Genomic DNA, 4,283 nt, shown 5'->3' on the forward strand with positions numbered 1-4,283 from the left:
GGGCGGGTTGGACGATGTCGACGTGGTCGAGGAGGTCGGTTCGGGTGGTGAGGGCGTCGTGGAGGTTCCAGGTGGTGAAGGGTTCGAGTGCTTGGGCGCAGTCGTCGATTTTGGCGGCGAAGACCGGTGAGGTCTCCAGGAGTTCCTGCGCCATTCCCTTCCATTGCGAACCCTGACCGGGGAACACGAACACCGTCGCTCCGGGAGTGGCCTTTCCTTGAATCAGGGACGGGTGAGAGGCGCCGGTAGCCAGCGCACCCAAGGCTTCTCGTGCGTCGTTCTTGTCCTCGGCGAGTACCACTGCTCGATGCTCGAAACTCGTCCGGCTGGTGGCGAGGGAGAAGGCGATGTCGGAAGGGTGGAGGTCGGGATGCCGGTCGATGTGAGTCAGCAGTCGGCGGGCTTGTTGTTGCACTGCGGCCGGGGTCTTCGCCGATAGAGGCCAGACGTAAGGCCCTCGTTGTGGCTCTGGTGCGGGTTGGGAATCGGTCTGCGGCGGCTGCTCGATGATGACGTGGGCGTTGGTGCCGCTGATCCCGAAGGACGACACGGCGGCACGGCGCGGCCGATCGGCGTCCGGCCACGGCTCGGCCCGCGCGAGCAGCGAGACGGCGCCGGAAGCCCAGTCGACGTGCGGCGTCGGCTCATCGACATGGAGCGTCTTGGGCAACTGCCCGTGCCGCATGGCGAGGATCATTTTGATGATTCCGGCGGCGCCCGCGGCGGCCTGCGTGTGGCCGATGTTGGATTTGATGGAGCCGAGCCAGAGAGGCGTCTCGCGGTCCTGCCCGTAGGTGGCGAGCAGGGCTTGGGCTTCGATGGGGTCGCCGAGGGTGGTTCCGGTGCCGTGCGCCTCGACGGCGTCGACATCGGCCGGGGCGAGCCGGGCGTTGGCCAGCGCCTGCCGGATGACCTTCTGCTGCGACGGCCCGTTCGGCGCGGTCAGGCCGTTGCTGGCGCCGTCCTGGTTGATGGCTGATCCTCGGATGACGGCGAGGACGGGGTGGCCGTTGCGTTCGGCGTCGGAGAGTTTTTCGAGCATGAGGAGTCCGGCGCCTTCGGACCAGGTGGCGCCGTTGGCGGTGGCGGCGAAGGGTTTGCAGTGTCCGTCGGGGGCGAGGCCGCGTTGGCGGCTGAATTCGATGAAGACTTGTGGGGTGGCCATGACGGTGACGCCGCCGGCGAGGGCGAGGGTGCATTCGCCGTTGCGGAGTGCTTGAGCGGCCAGATGCATCGCCACGAGCGACGATGAACAGGCCGTATCCACCGTGACTGCCGGGCCTTCGAACCCGAAGCTGAAAGCCACGCGCCCCGAAGCGACGCTGCCCGCGCTTCCAGAAACCAGGTAGCCCTCGAATCCCTCCGGCGGATCCGTCGCCCGGGAACCTCCGTAGTCGTTGTACATGACGCCGGTGAAGACGCCGGTTTGGGTGCCGTGCAGGGTGGTGGGGTCGATTCCGGCGCGTTCGATGGTTTCCCAGGCGGTTTCGAGGAGGAGGCGTTGCTGGGGGTCGGTGGCGAGGGCTTCGCGGGGGCTCATTCCGAAGAATGCGGGGTCGAAGTGGTCGGCGTCGTGGAGGAATCCGCCGTGGCGGACGTAGGTGGTTCCGTGGTTGTCGGGGTCGGGGTTGTAGAGCTTTTCGGTGTCCCAGCCTCGGTTGGTGGGGAAGTCGGTGATGGCGTCGGTGCCGTTGTCCAGGAGTGTCCAGAGGTCTTCGGGGGTGCGGACGCCGCCGGGGAACCGGCAGCCCATCCCGATCACGGCGATCGGCTCGTCCTGGGCAGTGGCCGAAGTGACCACGACATCGGACCGCGAACCGAGAACCAGATCGCGGATGTGCTCGGCGAGGGCTTCGGGGGTGGGGTGGTCGAAGATGAGGGTGGCGGGTAGGCGCAGTCCGGTGGCGGTGCCGAGGCGGTTGCGGAGTTCGACGGCGGTGAGGGAGTCGAACCCCAGTTCCTTGAACGAGCGGTCGGAGGCGATCGCGTCGGTGGAGTCGTGGGCCAGGACGGCCGCGATGGAGTCGCGCACCAGATCCAGCACGCTCTGCCGCTGCTCCGGCTCGGGCAGGCCGGTGATGCGCCGCGTCCACGATGCGTCGTCGTCGCCGACCGTGCGCCGCTCGGTGCGCCCGACCAGGCCGCGCAGTACGTGCTGGAGCATCCCGGCCGCCGCGCGCTCGCGGAGCACCGCGCGATCGAGGACCGCCGTGACGCTCATCGCCTCCGGTGACGCGAGTGCGGCGTCGAAGAGGGCGAGTGCTTGGTCGGCGGGCATGGGGGTGAGGCCGGTGCGGGTCATGCGGGCTTGGTCGGTGGTGGTGAGGGTGCCGGTCATGGTGCTGGTGTCGGCCCAGAGTCCCCAGGCGAGTGAGGTGGCGGGCAGCCCGCTGGCTTGGCGGTGGTGGGCGAGGGCGTCCAGGAAGGTGTTGGCGGCGGCGTAGTTGGCCTGTCCGGGGGAGCCGAGGGTTCCAGCCAGGGAGGAGAACAGGACGAACGCGGTGAGGTCGTGGTCGTGGGTGAGTTCGTGCAGGTTCCAGGCGGCGTCGACCTTGGGCCTCAGGACAGTGTGCAGCCGCTCCGGAGTGAGCGAATCAAGGACGGTGTCGTCCAGGACGCCGGCCGCATGCACGACCGCGGTCAGCGACACGTCCGCGAGCAGCTCGGTGAGGGCCTTGCGGTCTGCCGCATCGCACGCGGCGATGACCACCTCGGCGCCCAGCTCGGTGAGTTCGGTTCGCAGTTCGGTGGCGCCGGGGGCGTCCGGCCCTTGCCTGCTGGTGAGCAGCAGGTGGCGGACGCCGTGCTCGGTGACGAGATGCCGGGCCACGAGCGCGCCCAGCGTGCCGGTACCGCCGGTGATCAGAACGGTGGCATCGAGATCGAACGGCCGGGCTTGTTCCGGCTGCGCCGCGCTCCGGGCGACGCGGGGTGCGGTGAGCCGGCCGTCGCGGAGGCGGAGCTCGGGTTCGCCGGTGGCCAGGGCCGTCCGGATGTGCTCCTCGGTGGGCTCTTCCGGCTGGCCGATGTGAAGCAGGGTGATGCGGTCGGGATGCTCGGTCTGAGCAGTGCGGACAAGACCGTGCACCACCGCCTGCTGGAGGACGTCGTCGGTGAGGACGACCAGGTGGCCTTCTTCCCCGAGGTGCTGCTGAAGATGGAGCAGAGCGTGCTCGGCAACGGAGTGCGCAACCCGGACGACGTCGTCTTCCTCGTCCTCGTCCTCGTCGGTTCTCAGATCGAGGATCTGCCACTCGTCCGGGACGGGGCCGGTTCCGGCGGGCACCGGCGTCCAGTCCACACCGAGAAGTGACGCGTTCGCCGTGGCGAGTGCGGCCGTGTCGAGCGGACGCAGTGTGAGCCGATCGACGGCGGCCACGGACCGGCCACGTGAATCGGCGACCGCGAGGGCGATCTCGTCCGCGCCCACGGGCGTCAACCGGACTCGCAATGCGGTGGCCCCCGTGGCATGCAGTTGCACGCCCTCCCAGGAGAACGGCAGACGCAGCTCGCCGTCCAGGACGAACGGGTGGAGGGCGGCGTCGAGAAGTGCTGGGTGGATGCCGAATCCGGTGATGTCGGCGTCCTCGGGAAGGCGGACCTCCGCGTACAGGACGTCGCCCTGCCGCCAGGCGGCGCGGAGTCCGGCGAAGACGGGGCCGTAGTCGTAACCCCGGTCGGCCAGCCGCTCGTACGCGCCGTCCAGATCGACGGGGGCCGCACCGGCGGGGGGCCACGCGCCGTCGAGAGGAGGCCCGGAGGCGGACGCGGCGGGGCGGAGCGTGCCCGTGGCGTGACGGGTCCAGACGTCCTCGCGCCTGCCGTAGAGCGTCACCGGCCGGCGGCCCGAACCATCGTCCTCCCCCACGACGACCTGCACCGTGACATCGCCCTGCTCGGGGACGATCAGCGGTGCTTCGAGGGTGAGTTCATCGAGCCGTTCGCACCCCACCTGCTCTCCCGCGTGGACCGCCATCTCGACGTACGCCGTCCCGGGGAGCAGGACGGTGCCGGAGACGGCGTGGTCGGCCAGCCACGGGTGGCGCTCGCGGGAGACGCGCCGGCTGAAGACGACGCGCTCGGTGTCGGCGAAAGTCTGCGCGGCGCCGAGAAGCGGATGGCCTGCCTGTGACATGTCCGCCGGTTCCGGAGCGGACAGCCAGTAGCGGTGGTGTTGGAAGGGGTAGGTGGGGAGGTTGGTGGGGGTTTGTTGGGTGTGGGTGGTGGTGGGTTTCCAGGGTGTTCCGTGGGTGTGTGCTTGGGCGGCGTTGTGGAGGTAGTGG

1 protein-coding gene is annotated in these 4,283 nt (G+C 69.6%); it reads right to left on the reverse strand.

Annotated elements, in window-relative coordinates; all coding sequences use genetic code 11:
- A partial coding sequence (locus ACA511_RS40535) for a type I polyketide synthase (protein ID WP_375030077.1) occupies window positions 1-4,135 on the reverse strand: 4,135 nt, incomplete at its 3' end.
- Between the last annotated feature and the right edge of the window lie 148 nt (window positions 4,136-4,283).

This window comes from Actinomadura sp. GTD37 (assembly GCF_041951365.1).
Classification (GTDB): domain Bacteria; phylum Actinomycetota; class Actinomycetes; order Streptosporangiales; family Streptosporangiaceae; genus Spirillospora.